Source organism: Pseudomonas sp. RP-B7, from assembly GCF_059803535.1.
The window spans coordinates 72,166-90,419 of the sequence record NZ_JAPFHC010000012.1 but is presented as its reverse complement, the minus strand read 5'-3'; the positions used below and the strand labels follow the sequence as shown (position 1 = coordinate 90,419).

At 60.2% G+C, this 18,254-nt stretch carries 19 protein-coding genes; 8 read left to right on the top strand and 11 right to left on the bottom strand.

The window, feature by feature from the left end; genetic code table 11:
* Window positions 1-64: 64 nt before the first annotated feature.
* Both rssC and rssB read right to left on the bottom strand, forming a co-directional pair.
* Complete coding sequence (gene rssC, locus OPU96_RS13485) at window positions 65-547, bottom strand: anti-sigma factor antagonist RssC (protein ID WP_010566476.1); 483 nt, start codon at window positions 545-547, stop codon at window positions 65-67.
* Window positions 547-1,728 carry a two-component system response regulator RssB gene (rssB, locus tag OPU96_RS13480; RefSeq protein WP_017737359.1) on the bottom strand — a complete coding sequence of 394 codons (1,182 nt, stop codon included), beginning with the start codon at window positions 1,726-1,728 and terminating at the stop codon, window positions 547-549. The genes rssC and rssB overlap by 1 nt, the downstream gene beginning before the upstream one ends.
* A 276-nt stretch (window positions 1,729-2,004) precedes the next feature.
* On the opposite strand from rssB, the gene OPU96_RS13475 reads away from it, so the two are divergent.
* Entirely contained in the window at window positions 2,005-2,301 is a 297-nt protein-coding gene (locus OPU96_RS13475; protein ID WP_498559192.1) for a PilZ domain-containing protein, read from the top strand.
* Between the two features lie 60 nt (window positions 2,302-2,361).
* Here OPU96_RS13475 and OPU96_RS13470 read toward each other — a convergent pair whose 3' ends face one another.
* Entirely contained in the window at window positions 2,362-3,051 is a 690-nt protein-coding gene (locus tag OPU96_RS13470; protein ID WP_498559191.1) for an MlaA family lipoprotein, read from the bottom strand.
* 196 nt (window positions 3,052-3,247) lie between these two features.
* Between OPU96_RS13470 and pcrP the strand changes: the two genes are divergently transcribed.
* Together pcrP and OPU96_RS13460 are read left to right on the top strand one after the other, a co-directional pair.
* The gene (gene pcrP / locus OPU96_RS13465) at window positions 3,248-3,856 is read left to right on the top strand and encodes an HAD superfamily inactivated hydrolase PcrP (protein WP_226455328.1); all 609 of its coding nucleotides are present in this window, start codon (window positions 3,248-3,250) and stop codon (window positions 3,854-3,856) included.
* A 110-nt stretch (window positions 3,857-3,966) separates the two neighbouring features.
* Window positions 3,967-4,233 carry a DUF4404 family protein gene (locus tag OPU96_RS13460; RefSeq protein WP_192298644.1) on the top strand — a complete coding sequence of 89 codons (267 nt, stop codon included), beginning with the start codon at window positions 3,967-3,969 and terminating at the stop codon, window positions 4,231-4,233.
* Window positions 4,234-4,789: 556 nt separating this feature from the next.
* Here the strand turns inward: OPU96_RS13460 and queF are convergent.
* Together queF and copI are read right to left on the bottom strand one after the other, a co-directional pair.
* Window positions 4,790-5,620, bottom strand: coding sequence for an NADPH-dependent 7-cyano-7-deazaguanine reductase QueF (queF, locus tag OPU96_RS13455; protein ID WP_226455326.1), 831 nt, complete (start codon window positions 5,618-5,620; stop codon window positions 4,790-4,792).
* Between the two features lie 61 nt (window positions 5,621-5,681).
* Window positions 5,682-6,197, bottom strand: a complete 516-nt coding sequence (copI, locus tag OPU96_RS13450) for a copper-resistant cuproprotein CopI (RefSeq protein ID WP_226455325.1) — start codon at window positions 6,195-6,197, stop codon at window positions 5,682-5,684.
* Window positions 6,198-6,353: 156 nt separating this feature from the next.
* Here copI and OPU96_RS13445 point away from each other — a divergent pair, with 156 nt between their 5' ends.
* Both OPU96_RS13445 and OPU96_RS13440 read left to right on the top strand, forming a co-directional pair.
* Window positions 6,354-7,034, top strand: coding sequence for a heavy metal response regulator transcription factor (locus OPU96_RS13445; RefSeq protein WP_226455324.1), 681 nt, complete (start codon window positions 6,354-6,356; stop codon window positions 7,032-7,034).
* Window positions 7,031-8,377 carry a heavy metal sensor histidine kinase gene (locus OPU96_RS13440; protein WP_498559190.1) on the top strand — a complete coding sequence of 449 codons (1,347 nt, stop codon included), beginning with the start codon at window positions 7,031-7,033 and terminating at the stop codon, window positions 8,375-8,377. Before OPU96_RS13445 ends, OPU96_RS13440 begins: the two co-directional genes overlap by 4 nt.
* Window positions 8,378-8,482: 105 nt before the next feature.
* On the opposite strand, the gene OPU96_RS13435 is transcribed toward OPU96_RS13440, so the two are convergent.
* Genes OPU96_RS13435 through OPU96_RS13425 form a run of 3 tightly spaced genes read right to left on the bottom strand, consistent with a single transcriptional unit; the run spans window position 8,483 to window position 11,727 of the window.
* Entirely contained in the window at window positions 8,483-9,727 is a 1,245-nt protein-coding gene (locus OPU96_RS13435; RefSeq protein ID WP_192298638.1) for a lipoprotein-releasing ABC transporter permease subunit, read from the bottom strand.
* A gap of 58 nt (window positions 9,728-9,785) precedes the next feature.
* Entirely contained in the window at window positions 9,786-10,469 is a 684-nt protein-coding gene (gene lolD / locus OPU96_RS13430) for a lipoprotein-releasing ABC transporter ATP-binding protein LolD (RefSeq protein WP_003218941.1), read from the bottom strand.
* Window positions 10,470-10,476: 7 nt separating this feature from the next.
* Window positions 10,477-11,727 (bottom strand): lipoprotein-releasing ABC transporter permease subunit, encoded by a 1,251-nt coding sequence (locus OPU96_RS13425; protein WP_192298637.1) that lies wholly within the window; start codon window positions 11,725-11,727, stop codon window positions 10,477-10,479.
* 94 nt (window positions 11,728-11,821) lie between these two features.
* Between OPU96_RS13425 and OPU96_RS13420 the strand changes: the two genes are divergently transcribed.
* Both OPU96_RS13420 and OPU96_RS13415 read left to right on the top strand, forming a co-directional pair.
* Window positions 11,822-12,406, top strand: a complete 585-nt coding sequence (locus OPU96_RS13420) for a PilZ domain-containing protein (RefSeq protein ID WP_192298636.1) — start codon at window positions 11,822-11,824, stop codon at window positions 12,404-12,406.
* A gap of 44 nt (window positions 12,407-12,450) precedes the next feature.
* Window positions 12,451-13,173, top strand: coding sequence for a glycerophosphodiester phosphodiesterase (locus OPU96_RS13415; RefSeq protein WP_192298635.1), 723 nt, complete (start codon window positions 12,451-12,453; stop codon window positions 13,171-13,173).
* Window positions 13,174-13,215: 42 nt separating this feature from the next.
* On the opposite strand, the gene sthA is transcribed toward OPU96_RS13415, so the two are convergent.
* Window positions 13,216-14,610 carry a Si-specific NAD(P)(+) transhydrogenase gene (gene sthA, locus OPU96_RS13410; RefSeq protein WP_016971429.1) on the bottom strand — a complete coding sequence of 465 codons (1,395 nt, stop codon included), beginning with the start codon at window positions 14,608-14,610 and terminating at the stop codon, window positions 13,216-13,218.
* A gap of 188 nt (window positions 14,611-14,798) precedes the next feature.
* Complete coding sequence (locus OPU96_RS13405) at window positions 14,799-15,809, bottom strand: FAD:protein FMN transferase (RefSeq protein ID WP_498559189.1); 1,011 nt, start codon at window positions 15,807-15,809, stop codon at window positions 14,799-14,801.
* A gap of 64 nt (window positions 15,810-15,873) precedes the next feature.
* Here OPU96_RS13405 and OPU96_RS13400 point away from each other — a divergent pair, with 64 nt between their 5' ends.
* The gene (locus tag OPU96_RS13400; protein WP_498559188.1) at window positions 15,874-16,395 is read left to right on the top strand and encodes a chalcone isomerase family protein; all 522 of its coding nucleotides are present in this window, start codon (window positions 15,874-15,876) and stop codon (window positions 16,393-16,395) included.
* A 173-nt stretch (window positions 16,396-16,568) separates the two neighbouring features.
* On the opposite strand, the gene OPU96_RS13395 is transcribed toward OPU96_RS13400, so the two are convergent.
* The gene (locus OPU96_RS13395) at window positions 16,569-18,032 is read right to left on the bottom strand and encodes a glyceraldehyde-3-phosphate dehydrogenase (RefSeq protein ID WP_192298633.1); all 1,464 of its coding nucleotides are present in this window, start codon (window positions 18,030-18,032) and stop codon (window positions 16,569-16,571) included.
* Window positions 18,033-18,254: the final 222 nt, after the last annotated feature.

The window sequence follows — 18,254 nt, the reverse complement described above, 5'->3', positions numbered from 1 at the left end:
GATCGATCTGGCGCTATCGGGGCGAGCCCCTTTCCATATTTGGGACGTATTCCTACACAGGAGATCAGTGGCGCTCGAGGGCATTGACGAGGTCGTGAAACGCCTCGCGGTTGGACTCGTTCAAGCCCATCAGGATCTTGTGCGCTTCCAGCACCTTGATGCGTACCACCTCCTCGGACTGGTCCTGGGACGGCAAGTCAGTCAGGCATTCCGGGCACGGAATCGGGCGATCAACGATGTTGAACACCTGATCGAAGCCCATGGACTGCAACAGCCGGGTGATGTCTTCGTGGGTGGTGACCACCGTCGGCAACAGGCCGACCTTCTGCCGCGACAGAATGGACAACTTGGCCAACAACCCAAGGGTCGTGCTATCGATGCTGCGGGTTTCGGTCAGATCGATCACGATCGCCGAAAAATTCAGCGCGGTGAAGATCCGCTCGATCGTCGCATCCAGCGCCGAACACAAGGTCAGGCGCACTTCACCGACAAACTTCAGGACAAAGGTCCCGTCTTGCTCGGCGAATTGGATTCTTCCGGTACTCATCAAAGATTCCTGCTCAACACCAATAGGGCGATATCATCCGGCATCTCCCCTAGCGTGGCCAATCCAAAAACCTGCCGCAGGCCATCCAGGCTGCCGCCCGCCGACTTGACCTTTTGGGGCAAGGCAGCTTCTTTCTCCTTGAGTGTAGGCTCTGGAAGAAGGTCGAGGATGCCATCGGACATCAGCGTCAAGCTGAACGTCGGTGGCAGTTCCAGGATGTGGTCTTCGTAGGTGGCTTCGTTAAACAAGCCTACGGGCAGACCCCGTCCTTCCAGGTAACGCACACTGTCAGGCGTGTACAACACAGGCATCGGCAGGTGACCGCCAATGCTGTAGGTCAAAAGACCGGTTTCTTCATCAATCACGCCGCCCACCATCGTTACGTGCTTGCCCAGCTTGCAGCTGATCAGGCCTCGGTTGATGTGGCCCAGCACCTCGGACGGGGTGAACTCCGGCAAGGTGCCATTGCGCTTGGATTCGAACAGCAGCCGCGTGGTCATGAACTTCAACAACACGGTGACAAAAGCAGAGGAAGCACCATGGCCGGAGACATCGGCCAGGTAGAACGCGACACGCCGCTCATCAACGCGGAAGTAATCGACAAAATCACCCGACAGGTACAAGGACGGAATGATCTGGTGGGCAAACTGAAACTCGTCAATGGTCCACGGGCTCACCGGCAGCATGTTCATCTGCACCTGGCGACCGGCGTTCTGGTCTTCCTGGAGCAGGTTCAGGCTGGCTTCGAGTTCGCGGTTGGCGGTTTCGAGCTTTTCGCGGTAGCGCTGGTTTTCCAGCAGCAGGCGTGCACGATCCAGGGCACGACGCACCGAGTGCTCCAGCACCGCGAGGTCTTCAAGGGGCTTGATCAGGTAGTCGGCAGCGCCCAGGCGCAGAGCCTCGACCGCATCGTTCATCACCCCGGCACCGGACACGACAATCACCGGCGTCTGCGGCGCGAGCTCGGTCACCTGGCGAATCAGCTCCAGGCCGCCCATCTGGGGCATGCGCAGGTCGCAGATCACAAGGTCGGGCTTGTCGCGCTCGAATACCTGGAGACCCTGTTGGCCATTGCTGGCCTGCAGGACGCTGAAGCCACTGTCTTCCAAATAGGCCGCGAGACTCGCGCGCACTACTTCGTCGTCATCGATTATCAGCAGCGTGGCACTGGTTTTTTGCATGTGGGCAAACGGCGCCAGAATTAGGTTGGCGTAGGTGGCGCGACAATGGCCGGGCGCACTTACTGGATTCGCTTTCTAGCCTCTCTGTCCTACAAAGCATGGGCATTTGGCCCACGCACAACGGTAAAGCAGAGGTGCCCTTCTAAGGCGCAGACGGTACTCCCATCCGTCTGGGGTTTCAAGCTCATGCCGATGGTCGCCAAGCGTCTTTACATCGCAAATCACCGAGAGTTATAAGAACAGCCACGACCACAACACAAAGTAAGGATGGAACCCGTGAGCCAACACGAGCGCGACTACGCCGAAAAACGCGATTTCATCCGCATGCGAGTGGATGCCGATGTGTCGCTGATCCACGCCGGGCAGGAGATTGCCGGGGTTTGCGTGGACCTTTCCAGTTCCGGCATGCAGGTGCAGGCACCTCGCCAATTCCAGGTAGGCGACAAACTGACTGTACGCATCGATTCCGAGCACAGCGCCCTCACGGGACTGGAAGCGGACACCGAAGTGGTCTGGACCATGACAAACGGCCCAGACCAGCACCTGGGGCTCAAGATCCTGAAAATGTACTGAAACCTGCCCACAAAAAAGGCGACCATCGAGGTCGCCTTTTTCGTTTCAAAACATCACGGCTTAAAAGTCGTCGACGACCTTGCCGTCCTTGACCTTGAACTCGCGGTTCTGCAGGTAAGCATTGCGGATGAACGTGTACTTGTCGCCGGTGATCAGCTTCTCGCTGTCCAGCAGGCTGGCACGGGTATCGACAACGTTCAGACCGAAGGTGCTGTTGCGCAAGCCGATGTCGTTCATATAGCGGTACGGCTGGGTGTAGCTGTCTACGTATTTGGACGGTGCATCACGCAGGGTGCTTGGGCCCAGCAGTGGCAGCATCACATAAGGACCACTGCCGACGCCCCAGTAGCCGAGGGTCTGACCGAAGTCTTCGTCACTGCGTTGCAGCCCCATTTTGGTACCGACGTCGATAAAGCCGAGCACACCAAACGTGGTGTTCATCAGCAAGCGCGCCGTGTCCACACCCGCCGCATGCGGCTTGAGCTGCAGCACGTTGTTGGCCAGGTTGCCGACATCGCCGATGTTACGGAAGAAGTTATGAACGCCGTCCTGCATGAATTGCGGCGTCACGAACTGATAACCCTGGGCCAATGGCTTGAGCGCATAGGTATCAACGGTGTCGTTGAAGGTGAAGATCGGGCGGTTGACGCTTTCCCACGGATCATCTTCCGAGGCGGCCTGTACAGCGAACGGGGCCAGCAGGACAGTGGCACACACCGACAGCTGAGCGAAATAGTGGCTCCAGCGCATAGCTTTTGCTCCTTAAGGGTCTGTCATGGGCGCTATGCCCTGAATAAGTCGGTGAGTATATGACGGAAGTGTCCATTTACGCAGCAGTCGGGGAAACGTCCTGTCTAAAATGCACAAAATTCCTACAATTGAGGCCCTGTGTCATCCACTTGTCATCCCATGCCGATAGCGTCAGAGCTATTTCAGGGATGTCGACATGCCTCACGCCGAGATTGCCATCGCCAGCGCGCCTGCCTTGACCGCTGTATTGTTCGGCCTGAGTGGCTGCCTGGTGGACTTCGGTTCCCAGGCACGTACCGATTCGCCCTCGCCGGGCTCCCACGCCACGCCGGGCGCCCTGAGCATCCTGCGCAGCCTGCATGAACAAGGCGTGCCCTGCGCCTGGCTGGATGAACTGCCCGCCTGCGTCACCACACCACTGGCCGCCGTATTGCCGGGCTGGCTGAAAGCCGCATCGCCCTCTGCCATCCGTTGGCCTGCGCCTCACGCCTGCTGGCAAGCCTTGATGGAACTGAACATCGAACGCCTGGAAGGCTGTGTGCTGGTCAGCGGCGAACCGCGCTTGCTGCAATCGGGGCTCAACGCCGGCCTGTGGACGATTGGCCTGGCATCCTGCGGCTCGCTGTGCGGCATGGCCCCGACACAATGGCAGGCATTGAGCGAGCAAGAGCGCGAGCACAAGCGCGGCAAAGCCACCGTGGCCCTATACGGGCTGGGCGTGCACTCGGTGATCGACCACCTGGGCGAACTCGGCACCTGCCTGGCCGACATCAGCCTGCGCCAACTAAAAGGCGAGAAGCCCTGACACGGATCATGCACGGTTGGCCCCAGTGGATTAATCTACAGGTCAGCCCGTAGACCTTTCTCGGCGTGCCGTGGTCTATGTCAGTGCCTATCGATAAAAGGAAACACGTCATGCCTGATCGCAAAAAACTGGAAGAACAGGTCGAAATCCTGCGCGGGCAGTTGGAACAGGAACCGCCGCTGTCGGAAGAAAAACGTACAGCATTGCAAGCCTTGATTGCCAAGTTCGAATTACAACTTGAACTTGAGCCGGCCACCCAGACACCGAGTATTTCCGATGATGTGAATCAAGCGGCCATTGAGTTCGACGCTGAGCACCCGGTGATTTCCGGGACCTTGCGCAATATCATGGTCACCTTGGGCAATATCGGGATCTGACGACATAGCACCTGAAAATCAACATCTATCAGAGCTGCATTTGCGCGGATCCCTCTCGGCAAACAATTGAAAACCGATGCCTAAGCGGGCGTCGGCTTTTTTTTGCTCAGAAATACGCCTTCCCTTTTGTAGAATCATAGCGTCGCTTTTGCGGGAAATTTCATCATCGACGGGAACCCAAACCACGGAGCTTGCCACTGAGGTTGTGAGAGGAATGGTCCTTTCAATTAACTTTGGAGCTTTACTTATAATGAGTGCCGTATCGAGCGCATCGCCAGCTTTTCAAGTAATGCAACAGTATTTTCAGCAGAACGAGATAGATGCAGGGCAGCAAGAGGCTATGAAAGGCAAAGGAACTGAGCCTTCATACTCAATTTCGAGGAGCTATGGCGGGGCTACAGACGAGAATGATCGATATTTCCCAGTTGGCGATGGCAAAGAGAAAATCACATACTGATACCCACGAAACGCCGTCTATCCACGCACATTAGGCATGGATAAGAAAGTGGCGGGAGGAACCACTCCCGCCACTCCTGAAGAGTGACGTTTTCCGGCTTTACTGACGCGCCAGGCGCACGTTCTGGAACGCCACATCTTCAGTACTGCGATACGGGTTGATATCCAACCCGCCCCTGCGAACATACCGCGCATACACGGTCAGTTTTTCCGGCTTCAGCAAGCGCTGCAAATCCAGGAAGATGCGCTCCACGCACTGCTCATGGAAGTCAGAGTGCTGGCGAAAGCTCACGATATATTCCAGCAAGCTCGCGTGGTCCAACGCGCGACCCCGGTATTCGACCACCACACTGCCCCAATCGGGCTGGCTGGTCACCGGGCAGTTGGATTTGAGCAGGTGGCTATGCACGCTCTCCTCGACAATCCGCGATTCATCGCAACGCAGCAGTTCCGGGCGTGGGTGTTCGTAGTTGCTGACGCTGATGTCCAACTCATCAATGCACACACCGGGCAACGCCATCACGCCTTCGGCCTCGATCTCGGCCAGGCTGCGGATGCGCACGCTCACTGGCTTGCCGGCGGCGGCGCCGAGGTCGGTACGCAAGGTCGCTTCCAGGCTTGCCGTATCGGCAAACGCGGTCTGGTTCAACGAGTTGAGGTACAGTTTGAAGGACTTGGACTCAATGATATTCGGCGAGTCAGCCGGGATGCTGAACTCACCGATGGCCACCACCGGCTTGCCCGACGGCAGCAGCCAGGACAGTTCGAAGCAGTTCCAGAAATCCACGCCTTTGTATGGCAGGGTCTCGGCACTCAGGCCCAGCTCGGCCCATTTGGCGGCGCGAGGGATCGGGAACAACAACGACGGGGTGTAGGTGGAGATGTATTCACTGGACTTGCCCAGCGGCGAATGTTCGGCTGCGGGATGCATGGCGGAAACCTGGCTAAATAAACGCCGCCAGTCTACCAGCCTTTGCCCCCGCCTTTGCGGCCTACTCGACGTTCAGCTTGCCAACCATGCCCGCCTGATAATGCCCTGGCAGGTTGCAAGCAAACTCCAGGCCCGTGGACTGGGTGAACGTCCACGTCAACTCGGCGGTTTTGCCGGGCTCGACCAACACGCTGTTGGGATCATCATGCTTCATCATTGCGCCATGGCCCATGGCGCTGTGATCCATCTTGCCCATGCCAGTGGCGGTGAGCATACCGCTGGCCTGCATCTGCAACATTTCCTTCTGGTGCTGGGCATGCATCGCCGCATCGCCCAGGTTGAATTCGTGCAGCAACTGGCCTTTATTCACTAGGACAAAGCGCACGGTCTCACCGGCCTTCACGTCCAGTGACTTGGGCGAAAAAGCAATGTCCTGCAGGGTCACTTCCACGGTACGCGTGGCCTGCTCGGCAGGGGCCGCGTGGCCGAAGGCAAAGGTATGTGCCGCATCCGCCATCGCCCCAAAACTCGCCACCAACAGGCAACCTGCCAACATCAGGGGTGTACGCAATGCCATCTCAACTCTCCAAAAATGTGTAACCCGCTTGGACAGCACTCTAAGATGAGGCCGCTGCCAGCCAGCTGACTGCTAGATTACAACTTTGTCAGGTTGCGCCCTGATCCCGTAACCCACGGTATAAAGCGCCTCGTGCACCGCAACCAAGAGCCGCCCATGAAATTGCTGATTGTCGAAGACCAACCGAAAACCGGCCATTACCTGCGCCAGGGCCTGGCCGAGGCCGGCTTCACCACCGAACTGGTGGCCGACGGCACCAGCGGCCAGCACCTGGCACTGACCGGCGACTATGATCTGCTAATCCTCGACGTGATGCTGCCGGGGCGCGACGGCTGGCAAATCCTGCAAGCGGTACGCAGCGCTGGCCTGGACATTCCGGTGCTGTTTCTCACCGCTCGCGACGCCGTGGAAGACCGCGTGCATGGCCTGGAGCTCGGCGCCGACGATTATCTGGTCAAACCCTTCGCCTTTTCCGAACTGCTGGCCCGGGTACGCAGCCTGCTGCGCCGCGGTAGCAGTTCGCCGCAGGAAACCGCCCTGCAACTGGCCGACTTGCGCCTGGACCTGATCCGCCGCCGCGTCGAGCGGGATGGCCAGCGCATCGACCTCACCGCCAAGGAGTTCTCCCTGCTGGAACTGCTGCTGCGCCGCCAGGGCGAAGTATTGCCAAAATCCCTGATTGCCTCACAAGTGTGGGACATGAACTTCGACAGCGACACCAACATCATCGAAGTGGCGATCCGCCGCCTGCGCCTGAAAGTCGACGACAACTTCCCCAACAAACTGATCCACACGGTGCGCGGCATGGGTTATGTGCTGGAGGAGCGTGTCAATTGATCAAGCGCCTGTCCCTGGCCAGCCGCCTGGCGCTGCTGTTTGCCGCGTGCACGGCGGTGGTCTCGTTGCTCGCCGGCGTGTTGTTCAACCGCGCCAGCGAGGCGCACTTCATCGAACTGGACCAGCAACTGCTCGAAACCAGGCTGGGAGCCCTGCGCAGTACCTTGCTGGGGGTCGACACGCCGCAGCTATTCAGCCAGCGCGAAGCGCAATTGCGCACTGAACTCGATCACCAACCCGACCTGACCCTGCGCATCAGCGCTGCCGGCCAACGCTGGTTTGATGGTGCGCCGGGGGTCACGCTACCCGAATCCCCCGGCCTGCATCGCCTGCAACACGCCGGCACCGATTACCGTGTCTACAACGCGCCGCTGAGCGCCGGTCAACCGGGCTCGGCGCAACTGAGCCTGATGCTCGACATCACCCACCACCAGCACTTCCTGCAACGCATGCAGCATTTGATCTGGCTCACCGTCGGCCTTTCGGCACTCGCCACCGCACTGCTCGGCGCGTGGGCGGCACGCAGTGGCTTGCGGCCACTGCGGCGCATGGGGGAAGTGGCGGCGGGCGTTTCCGCCCACTCCCTGACCCAGCGCCTGCCCCAGGAACAAATGCCGGCGGAACTGGCCGAGTTGGCCCAAGCCTTCAATGCCATGCTCGGCCGCCTGGACGACGCGTTCCAGCGCCTCTCGGCGTTCTCCGCCGACATCGCCCATGAACTGCGCACGCCGCTGTCAAACCTGCTGACCCAGACCCAGGTCATCCTCACCCAGCCACGCCCGCTAGAGGATTATCGCGAGGCCCTGCACAGCAACCTGGAAGAGCTGCAATGGATGGCACAGCTCGTGAACGACATGTTGTATTTGGCCAAGGCGGACCACGGCTTGCTGATGCCCAGGCGCGAACCGCTGGCACTGGCGGACGAAGTGGATGCCCTGCTGGAGTTTTTTGCGTTGCTGGCGGAAGACGCGCAGATCAGCCTGACGCGCGAAGGCACGGCCCACATCACCGGGGATCGTGGGATGCTGCGTCGGGCGCTGTCGAACCTGCTGGATAACGCGCTGCGGTTCACCCCGACAGGCGGAGAAGTGCGGGTACGGATCGAGGACGGGGTGCGGCTGACTGTCGAGAACACCGGGGAAGGCATTGCACCGCAGTTGCTACCAAAGCTGTTTGACCGCTTCTACCGGGCTGACCCGGCGCGGCGCGAGGGCAGCAGCGAGCATGCGGGGCTGGGGCTGGCGATTACCCAGTCGATTGTGCGGGCGCATGGGGGGCGGATTTTCTGTGAGTCCGGGCCGGGGTGGACCAGGTTTGTGGTTGAGCTGCCACAGCCGGATTGATGCAGGCGATGCCGGCCGCGTCGCGAGCAAGCCCGCTCCCACATTTTGAGTTGTGAATACATTCAAATGTGGGAGCGGGCTTGCTCGCGAAGACGGTCTTAAAAACTACGAGTATCTCAGGGCATGCGCCGGCTCAATCTTCGCCGCCCGATACGCCGGGTACAGCGTCGCCAAAAAGCTCAACACAAACCCTGCCGTACAAATCAGCAGCACATCGCCGCCTTGCAGCTCCGAGGGCAGGTTACTGACGAAGTACACGTCTGAGCTGAAGATATGCTGCCCCGTCACCCGCTCGACCCAGCCCACCAGCTCACTCACGTTCAGGGCCGCAATCACCCCCAGCACACCGCCAATCAACGTGCCGACGATGCCGATCACCGTGCCCTGCACCATGAAGATCGCCATGATCTGGCGTGGCGTGGCGCCGATGGTGCGCAGAATCGCGATGTCGGCGCCCTTGTCGTTCACCACCATGATCAAGGTCGCGATGATGTTGAACGCCGCCACCGCGACGATCATCAGCAGCAACAAGCCGATCATGGTCTTTTCCATCTTCATCGCGCTGAACAGGCTGCCCTGGGTGTGGGTCCAGTCATCCGCCTTGTAAGCCGCGCCCAGGCTAGCGGCAATATCGGCCGAGACTTTGGGGGCGGCGTACAGGTCCTTCACCGCCAGGCGCACGCTCTGCACCTGGTTCGGCTGCCAATGCTGGATTTCTGCCGCGTCAGCCATGTGGATCAACGCCATGGAGCCATCCAGCTCGGCGCCGACCTTGAAGATGCCGACCACATTCAAGCGCTGCATGCGCGGGGTGATGCCGCCCGGCGCGCTGCTGATTTCCGGCACGATCAGGGTCAGCTTGTCACCCACGTTCAGGCGAAAGCGCCGTGCGGTGATTTCGCCGACCACCACACCGAACTCGCCGGGTTTCAGGTCATCCAGTTTGCCCTGCACGATGTGCTGGGCCACGATCGACACCTTGCCTTCCTGGGCTGGGTCGACGCCGCTGATTTCAATCGGCTGCATGGCGCCCTTGTAGGAGAACATGCCATCCATTTGCGTGAACGGTACTGCGGCAGTCACCTCGGGATTCTTCATCGCAGCGGCAGCCAGCGGCTGCCAGTCGTCAATCGGGTTCACGCCGACGATGGTGGCGTGGGGCACCATGCCAAGGATGCGCGAGCTCATTTCACGCTGAAAGCCGTTCATTACCGACAACACCACGATCATCGCCAGCACGCCCAGGGCGAGGCCGATCATCGAGGTCATCGAGATAAACGAAACAAAACGGTTGCGGCGCTTGGCGCGGGTATAGCGCGTGCCGATGAAAATCGATAACGGTCTGAACATTCGCGGGCACCGTTGGAAAAATAGAAAACCCGATGTAGGACACCGGGCTTGAAACAGGTCAGATGGCGACCAGATGACCTTCCTGCAGGTGCAGCACACGGTCCATCTGGCGAGCCATGCTCATGTCATGGGTCACCACCAGGAACGCGGTGCGCATCTGGGTGCTCAGTTCCAGCATCAAGTCCTTGATGCCCTGGGCGGTGTGGGAGTCGAGGTTGCCGGTCGGCTCGTCGAGCATCACCAGGCCCGGGTTGTTCACCAGGGCGCGGGCGATGGCCACGCGCTGGCGCTCACCACCGGACAGCTCGGCCGGCTTGTGCTCCAGGCGATGGCCGAGGCCGACGCGCTCCAACAAGGCTTGGGCGCGCTGGCGGGCTTCCGGGATCGCGGTCTTGCCGATCAGCAGCGGCATGCACACGTTTTCCAGGGCGGTGAACTCCGGCAGCAGGTGGTGGAACTGGTACACAAAACCGAGGGAACGGTTGCGCAGTTGGCCACGAGCCTTTTCACCGAGGGCCGAAAGCTCTTCGCCGGCCAGCCAGACGCTGCCCTGGGACGGCGTATCGAGGCCGCCCAACAGGTTCAGCAGGGTACTTTTGCCGGAGCCGGAACTGCCGACAATCGCCACGCGCTCGCCAGGATGCAGTTCCAGTTGCAGGTTCGACAGCACCACCACCGACTCCGGGCCTTCCTCGTAGGACTTGCCCAGGTTGCGGCAGCTCAAGATTGCTTTTTCACTCATGCCCGATTCACTCATAACGTAAGGCCTGTGCTGGCTGGGTACGTGCCGCGCGCCAGGCTGGATACAGGGTGGCAAGGAAGCTCAATACCAACGCGGCGCCGCCCACCATCAACACGTCCTGGGCCTGCACCTGGGACGGCAAGTAATCGATGAAATAGACGTCGGCGTTGAGGAATTTGTGGCCGATCAAGGTTTCAAGGCCGGCGATGGCGGCGCTGACGTTGAGCGCGGCCAAAATCCCGACGGCGGTACCGATCAAGGTGCCGACCACGCCGATCACCGTGCCCTGCACCATGAAGATCGCCATGATCTGCCCGGGCGTGGCACCCAGGGTGCGCAGAATGGCGATGTCGCCCTTCTTGTCGTTCACCACCATCACCAGCGTGGAGATAATATTGAACGCGGCCACGGCGACGATCAGCAGCAACAGCAGGCCGATCATGGCTTTTTCCATGCGGATGGCCTGGTACAGGTTGCCGTGGGTACGCGTCCAGTCGCGGGCGTAGTACTGGCTTTCACCCAGGTGCTGAGCGATTTCCCACGAGGTACGCGGGGCGTCGAACAGGTCGTTGAACTTGAGACGCAGGCCCTGCACCTGATCCGGCTTCCAGCGATGCAGGCGCGCCAGGTCGGTGAGGTTGGTCAAGCCGAGGTAGCCGTCGATCTCGCCGGCGCCGACGTGGAAGGTGCCGACCACGGTAAAGCGCTTCATGCGCGGGAACATGCCTGCCGGGGTCACGGTGACTTCCGGGGCGACGAAGGTCAGCTTGTCACCCAGGTTAACGCCGAGCTTGGCCGCCGCCTTGTCGCCGATCACAATGCCGAATTCACCCGGCGCCAGGTCATCGAGTTTGCCCGACAACATGAACTTGTCGATGATCGAGACGTTGCGCTCCTGGGCCGGATCGATGGCATTGAGCAGGATCTTCTGCACCTTGCCGTCATTGGTCAGCAACCCCTGCATCTGGGTAAACGGCGCGACGGCCACTACCTTGGGGTTCTGCTTGACCTTGTCGGCCAGGCTTTGCCAGTCACTGATGGGCGCGTCGCCCTCGATGGTCGCGTGGGGCACCATGCCCAGCACGCGGGTACGCATCTCATGATCGAAGCCGTTCATCACCGACAGCACCACGATCATCACGACCACGCCCAAGGCGAGCCCGATCATCGAGGTCAAGGAAATGAACGACACAAAATGATTGCGACGCTTTGCACGGGTATAACGCGTGCCGATAAATACGAAGAGAGGTCTGAACATGTCGGGGCTTGTTCGGAGGAAAAGAAGACGTCCCGGTGGCGGGGCCTGGTAAGCAGCTTTACACTCAGACCATTAACGCTAGCTGGGGTTCGCCATGTCGACATTAGATGAAGAAGAGCGCCGCGAATACTACCGTATCGACGACATGATCGCACTTCAAATCAAAAACCTGTCCGCCCCTGAAGCGGCGAGCAAGGAAGTGTTGCAGGATGAGTCACCGCTGTTCAATCTGCTCAGCGAACTGCACCTGAGCGAATTCGAAGCCCAACACCTGCTACGCCAGATCAGCGAGAAAGATCGCAGCCTGGCCGCCTTCCTCAAAGTGCAGAACAAGCGCCTGGACCTGCTCAGCCAGGTCATGGCGCAAAGCCTGCGCAGTGCGGTTGGCGAGCCGCAGCCGGTGATCATTTCCGAAGGCGGCATAGACTTCCAGCACCCCACCCCGCTCGTCCCCGGCGCACACCTGGCGGTCAAGCTGGTGCTGATGCCCCAGGCGCTCGGCCTGCTGCTGCGTGCGCGGGTGACCCATTGCGATCCCAAGGGCGCAGGTTTTGACATCGGCACCGAATTCGAATCCATGACCGACGCCCAACGCCAACTGCTCGCCCGCTACATCCTGCAAAAACAAGCCCAGGAACGCCGACTGGCGCGGGAACAAAGCGACGCCCAAGACACCTGAATCCCTATTCACCCCGCCAGTACAGCTGGCGCAAAGGAGCAATTGTGACCCTGATTTACGGCCACCGCGGTGCCAAAGGCGAAGCACCGGAAAACACCCTGACCAGCTTTCAGGAATGCCTCAAGCACGGCGTGCGCCGTTGTGAACTGGATCTGCACCTGTCCATGGACGGCGAGTTGATGGTCATCCACGACCCTACCCTCAAGCGCACCGCCGACCGGCGCGGCAAAGTCGTCGAATACTCGGCGGCGGACCTGGTGAAGATGGACGCGCGCAAGGGCGGCCCTGGCTGGATCACGCCTTGCCCGATCCCGCGCCTGGAAGAACTGTTCGAAAAATGCGACTTCGATCACTGGCAACTGGAAGTCAAAAGCGCTTCGCGCACCCGCGCGGCCACCACCGTACTGGCAATTCGTGAGATGGCCGTACGTTTCGGCCTGATGGACAAGGTCACCGTGACCTCAAGTTCGCGGGAAGTACTGAAAGCTGCGGTAGAACTCACCCCGGATCTGTCACGCGGCCTGGTGGCCGAATACGCCTGGCTCGACCCGCTGAAGGTCGCGCAGAACTACGGCTGTGAGATTCTGGCGTTGAACTGGACGTTGTGCACCCCCGAGCGTCTGGAAAAAGCCCAGCGCCAAGGCCTGCATGTATCCGTGTGGACGGTCAACGAACCTGCGCTGATGCGCAGGCTCGCCGACTTCGGCGTAGATAGCCTGATTACAGACTTTCCCGGTTTGGCCACTGCCACCCTCGGGAATTACTGAAATCGGTCTCCCCGGCCGGCTCAGGCCACCGGCCGGAGCCGCTCAAAAAAGCCGGTTGAGACCGTCGTAGGCGGCTACCCGATAGGCTTCGGCCATGGTCGGGTAGTTGAACGTCGTGTTCACAAAATACTTGAGGGTATTCTGCTCGCCCGGCTGGTTCATGATCGCCTGGCCGATGTGCACGATCTCCGACGCCTGATAGCCGAAGCAATGCACGCCGAGGACTTCCAGGGTTTCGCGGTGGAACAGGATCTTCAGCATGCCTTGGGGCTCACCGGCGATCTGCGCACGCGCCATGCTCTTGAAGAACGCCTTGCCCACTTCGTAAGGCACCTTGGCCTTGGTCAGTTCGTGCTCGTTCTTGCCGATCGAGCTGATCTCGGGAATCGTGTAGATCCCGGTCGGCACGTCGTTCACATAACGCCAGCTGCCATTGTCGACGATGCTGCCAGCGGCCGAACGGCCCTGGTCATGCGCGGCACTGGCCAGGCTTGGCCAGCCGATCACGTCACCGGCGCCGTAGATGTTCGGCACGCAGGTGCGATAATTCTCGTCCACCTCGATCTGGCCACGGCTGTTGACCTTGACCCCGATGTTTTCCATGCCCAGCTTGTCGGTGTTGCCGGTACGGCCGTTGCACCACAGCAAGGCGTCGGCCTTGATCTTCTTGCCGGACTTGAGGTGCAGGATCACGCCGTTGTCCAGGCCTTCGACGCGCTCGTACTCTTCGTTGTGGCGCACGGTGATGTTGTTGTTGCTGAAGTGGTAGCTCAACGCCTGGGAAATTTCCGAGTCGAGGAAGCTCAGCAACTGGTCGCGGTTGTCCACCAGCTCCACCAGCACACCCAGGCCGCTGAAGATCGAGGCGTATTCACAGCCGATCACGCCGGCGCCGTAGATGATCAGTTTGCGCGGGGTGTGGCCCAGGCTCAGGATGGTGTCGCTATCGTAGATACGCGGGTGGTGGAAATCGATGTCCGCCGGACGATACGGACGCGACCCCGTGGCGATGATGATGTGCTTGGCCACCAGCTTTTCGACCACGCCATTGGAGCAGACCACTTCGACGGTTTGCTCATCGGCGAAACTGCCGGTACCGAAGAACAGGTCGACACGGTTGCGCGCGTAGTAGCCAGTGCGCGAGGCGACCTGCTTGGAGATGACTTTCTCGGCGCTTTTCAGCACGTCCGGGAACGAGAACCAGCGCGGCTCACCAATGGCCCGGAACATCGGGTTGGTGTTGAACTGCATGATCTGGCGTACGGAGTGACGCAACGCCTTGGACGGGATGGTACCCAGGTGGGTGCAGTTACCGCCGACCTGGCGACGGCTATCGACCATCGCCACCTTGCGCCCTGCCTTCGCGGCGTTCATCGCCGCACCTTCTCCAGCCGGGCCGGAACCCAGTACCACCACGTCGTAGTTGTAGACAGCCATGCGTACTCCTCAGAACAGGCCAGGCGTACGGTTGGACGCCGGGCTAAATCATGCCGCGACCAGCGGTCATGAAGGACAATTTGGCTCAAGTGTGTGAACCGGGGCACAGTCTATATAAGGCTCAACGCCGCGCACATTAACCCTTGGTCGCGTCGTAGGCCAGTCTTGCCTTTACTACAGGCTGCCGATTACGGTTTCAGCGCCGCCAGTTGCTCGAATGCCTTGTTACTGCGTGTGGCGAAACCTTCGCCCTCACGCAGCACAAAAAACGCCGCGATCTGCTGCTGTTCGGCGTAGTTCCACGCCTGTTCAGGCCCAAGCACCAACAGCAACGTCGACAACCCATCGGCCATCAGCGCCGACGGATGCAACACCGTCACCGACGCCAGTCGATGCCTGATCGGCGTACCACTGCGCGCATCCAGCGTGTGGGAATAACGCTGTCCATCCTGCTGGAAATAATTGCGATAGTCACCTGACGTGGACACACCAAAGCCATCCACGGCGATGATTCTTTCGGCGATCCGTTGATCGTCACGCGGCTCTTCCAGGGCGATGCGCCAGGGTGTGCCGTCCGGTTTGCGCCCGGCAGCCTTGAGTTCGCCCGTCGCTTCGGCGAGGTAATGGTGGATGCCCTGCCCGACCAACAACTCGGCGATGCGATCCACTGCGTAACCGGCGGCGATGCTGTTGAAGTCGACCTCGACGGCGGCGTCCTTGCACAACTGCGCGCCGTTGATGCGCAGGTGCTGGTGGCCAACCCGCTGGCGGACCTGCGCCAGCGTCGCCGCGTCCGGCACCTTCAGCTCACGCGCCTGGGGGCCGAAGCCCCACAGGTTGAGCAACGGCTCGACCGTCAGGTCAAACGCGCCGTCACTGGCCAGGGACAACTGCTCCCCGGTGCGCACCAAGTGCAGGATTGGCTCGGGCATGGGCTGGCAACTGTGCGCCGGCAGGGCATTAAAGCGCTCGATGTCCGAATCGCCGCGGTAGGTCGACATTTGCCGGTCAACCTCATCCAAGAGACTTTCCACTTGGCGTTGAAGCTCTTTCGGCGCCGGAGTATGGGCCGTTCTGACGTACTGGACCGAATACGTACTGCCCATGGTCGGGCCTTCAAAGTGCTCCAGCGTCTCGCCACCGCATCCCGCCAGCAGGGCAAACATCCCCATCATCACCACTTGTCGCAGATCACCCATAAATCCAGCCGCCATCGCAAATTGAATTAACCTGTAGGCACGCACCCTTTCAGGACTGGCCATTATGCGGCATGCGCTTTTTTGTCTATTGCTGATGTTGGCGCCCACAGCCCAAGCCAATGAGGCAGATCGTCTCAGGCAAGCGGATTTTCCGGTGCAGGCGCATGCGCTGACCCTGAAAAACCAGACCGTGCTCACCTACCTCTGGGCCGATGTGTACGCAGCCGCCCTGTACGCCCCGCCTGACACCAGCGCGAAGCTCGCCTGGCATCAACAACAGGACCTGCGTCTTGAGCTGTATTACTACCGCGACATTGATCGCAGCGATGTGATCAAGGCGGCCAATAGCACGCTGGAGCGCCAGCAAGCCGACGCGCGCTTGAAGCCCGCAGTGGCCCGGCTGCACGCCCACTTTCGCGACATCCGCCGGGGCGACCGGTATGCGCTGGATTATCGAGCAGCGCGCGGCTTGAATCTGGAGATCAATGGCCAGGTGGTGTTCAGCAGTCGCGATCGTGAACTGGCGAAGGCTTACCTGGGAATCTGGCTGGCGCCCAAGGGGTTGTCAGAGGCGCTGCTGGACTGAAACTGATCGGTTGACTGAGCTGACGCCTTCGCGGGCAAGCCCGCTCCCACAGGGGGTTGCATTCCAAATGTGGGAGCGGGCTTGCCCGCGATGAGGCACTCACAACCAACACAAACCCCTCAGCCACAAAAAAGCCCCGAACCAGTCGGGGCTTTTTCATTCAGCGCTGATGCTTAGCGCGGGAACGCAGGCGGGTTGACCCCGGCCATGTCTTCCATCACGCGAACCACCTGGCAGCTGTAGCCGAACTCGTTGTCGTACCACACGTACAGGACAACACGGTTGTCCTGAGTGATGGTCGCTTCAGCGTCCACCACACCGGCGTGGCGCGAGCCAACGAAGTCGGTGGAGACCACTTCCTGGGAATTGACGAAGTCGATTTGCTTATGCAGATCGGAGTGCAGCGCCATGAAGCGCAGGTACTCGTTCATCTCTTCGCGGGTAGCGGCTTTCTCAAGGTTCAGGTTGAGAATGGCCATCGACACGTTAGGCGTCGGAACGCGGATCGCGTTACCGGTCAGCTTGCCGGCCAGTTCAGGCAGGGCCTTGGCGGCGGCAGTGGCAGCACCGGTCTCGGTGATGACCATGTTCAACGCGGCGCTGCGGCCACGGCGATCGCCCTTGTGGAAATTGTCGATCAGGTTCTGGTCGTTGGTGTACGAGTGAACTGTCTCAACGTGACCGTTGACGATGCCGAACTTGTCATTCACCGCCTTGAGCACCGGCACAATGGCGTTGGTGGTGCAGGAAGCGGCGGACACGATCTTGTCGTCAGCGGTGATTTCACCGTGGTTGATGCCGTGAACGATGTTCTTCAGCTTGCCCTTGCCCGGAGCGGTCAGGACAACGCGGTCGATACCCGGGCAGGCCAGGTGCTGGCCCAGGCCTTCGGCGTCACGCCACACACCGGTGTTGTCCACCAGCAGCGCGTCTTTGATGCCGTACTGGGTGTAGTCCACCTCAGTCGGGTTCTTCGCGTAGATCACCTGGATCAGGTTACCGTTGGCGGTGATGGTGTTGTTTTCTTCGTCGATGGTGATGGTGCCGTTGAACGGACCGTGCACCGAATCACGACGCAAGAGGCTTGCGCGCTTGGTCAGGTCGTTGTCGGCGCCTTTACGCACCACGATGGCACGCAGGCGCAGGCCGTCGCCGCCACCGGTTTTTTCGATCAGGATGCGCGCCAGCAGGCGGCCGATACGACCGAAGCCGTACAGCACAACGTCGGTGCCTTTGCGGGCAGCGGCGTTTTGCTGACCCACCACATCGGCCAATTCTTCACGCACGAACTGCTCGGCGGTACGCCCGGCGCCTTCCTTGCGGAATTTGTAGGCCAGCTTGCCCAGGTCTACCGAAGCCGCGCCGAGCTTGAGCTCGCTCATGGCTTTAAGCAGCGGGAATGTTTCGTGGACGGAGAGTTCGCTGTCGTCGGCGGAGCGATGGCGCGCAAAGCGGTGAGCTTTGAGAATCGCGATGACAGACTGGTTGATCAGGCTGCGGCCATAGATCGAGCTCACCACATTGTTATTGCGGTACAGCTGGCCGATAAGCGGAATCATCGCTTCTGCGAGTGCTTCACGGTCGATCCATTCACCAAGACACTGGTCGGGCTTCTGAGTCACGGGAACCTTCCACATGTAGGGGCAGAAAAAAGGGGCTACATTATGCCGCCCGACCGCCCTCGGAGCAATGCGCGCAACCCAACAAAAAGTGCTTGCGAAAAACAGGCACCGCGCTGGAGCCCAGTAAACACGCGGGCTTCAGAAGGCCATCAGTTGAGCGCGGCACGCGACTTGTCCGTAACCCTCCGAAAACCTGAGCAGTTTTGGCACTACATATTGAGTCAAAACCCGCCATTG

Excerpts from the sequence above, each read along its gene's own strand:
- rssC (WP_010566476.1), bottom strand. The coding sequence starts at position 547 with ATGAGTACCGGAAGAATCCAATTCGCCGAGCAAGACGGGACCTTTGTC.
- rssB (WP_017737359.1), bottom strand. The coding sequence starts at position 1,728 with ATGCAAAAAACCAGTGCCACGCTGCTGATAATCGATGACGACGAAGTA.
- OPU96_RS13470 (WP_498559191.1), bottom strand. The coding sequence starts at position 3,051 with ATGCGCTGGAGCCACTATTTCGCTCAGCTGTCGGTGTGTGCCACTGTC.
- pcrP (WP_226455328.1), top strand. The coding sequence starts at position 3,248 with ATGCCTCACGCCGAGATTGCCATCGCCAGCGCGCCTGCCTTGACCGCT.
- OPU96_RS13460 (WP_192298644.1), top strand. The coding sequence starts at position 3,967 with ATGCCTGATCGCAAAAAACTGGAAGAACAGGTCGAAATCCTGCGCGGG.
- queF (WP_226455326.1), bottom strand. The coding sequence starts at position 5,620 with ATGCATCCCGCAGCCGAACATTCGCCGCTGGGCAAGTCCAGTGAATAC.
- copI (WP_226455325.1), bottom strand. The coding sequence starts at position 6,197 with ATGGCATTGCGTACACCCCTGATGTTGGCAGGTTGCCTGTTGGTGGCG.
- OPU96_RS13445 (WP_226455324.1), top strand. The coding sequence starts at position 6,354 with ATGAAATTGCTGATTGTCGAAGACCAACCGAAAACCGGCCATTACCTG.
- OPU96_RS13435 (WP_192298638.1), bottom strand. The coding sequence starts at position 9,727 with ATGTTCAGACCGTTATCGATTTTCATCGGCACGCGCTATACCCGCGCC.
- lolD (WP_003218941.1), bottom strand. The coding sequence starts at position 10,469 with ATGAGTGAAAAAGCAATCTTGAGCTGCCGCAACCTGGGCAAGTCCTAC.
- OPU96_RS13425 (WP_192298637.1), bottom strand. The coding sequence starts at position 11,727 with ATGTTCAGACCTCTCTTCGTATTTATCGGCACGCGTTATACCCGTGCA.
- OPU96_RS13420 (WP_192298636.1), top strand. The coding sequence starts at position 11,822 with ATGTCGACATTAGATGAAGAAGAGCGCCGCGAATACTACCGTATCGAC.
- sthA (WP_016971429.1), bottom strand. The coding sequence starts at position 14,610 with ATGGCTGTCTACAACTACGACGTGGTGGTACTGGGTTCCGGCCCGGCT.
- OPU96_RS13405 (WP_498559189.1), bottom strand. The coding sequence starts at position 15,809 with ATGGGTGATCTGCGACAAGTGGTGATGATGGGGATGTTTGCCCTGCTG.
- OPU96_RS13400 (WP_498559188.1), top strand. The coding sequence starts at position 15,874 with ATGCGGCATGCGCTTTTTTGTCTATTGCTGATGTTGGCGCCCACAGCC.
- OPU96_RS13395 (WP_192298633.1), bottom strand. The coding sequence starts at position 18,032 with ATGTGGAAGGTTCCCGTGACTCAGAAGCCCGACCAGTGTCTTGGTGAA.